Genomic DNA, 384 nt, shown 5'->3' on the forward strand with positions numbered 1-384 from the left:
GTCGCGATCGTTGACGCGCGCATGGCGACCGTTGAGACGCGTATCGCGTTCCTGGACACGCTCAGCGCGCTCCGACAAAACTGGCATGGTCATCGACAAAAGGCCTCAAAGCTGGTCGTTCATTGGGGCAATGCGACCCCCGGGGCGCACCGCTTTGATTCCTCCCACGGGGAGACTATCGGCGCAGAAACGGACTGAAGTGGGCCTGGTTCAATCAACTTTCGCGGAGCGGAAAAATATTATGTTTTGAAGCCGGCAAATCAATGAATCTCTCATGGAATCAAATGGATGTGAGCGTGTCCGAATATAGCGACGAAAACAATGTCCTGTGCGAGGATCTGACATTTGGCTACCGTTTCTTGAAGCCGGAAAACGCCAGCGGCG

Annotated in this window: 1 protein-coding gene; it reads left to right on the forward strand. The window is 54.7% G+C overall.

The genetic code is table 11. The features are described 5' to 3' along the window. The coding region (locus EN859_RS38855) for a hypothetical protein (protein WP_210237758.1) at nt 1-198 on the forward strand (198 nt) is incomplete at its 5' end. Nucleotides 199-384 lie beyond the last annotated feature (186 nt).

Source organism: Mesorhizobium sp. M00.F.Ca.ET.216.01.1.1 (assembly GCF_004010325.2).
Classification (GTDB): Bacteria; Pseudomonadota; Alphaproteobacteria; order Rhizobiales; family Rhizobiaceae; genus Mesorhizobium.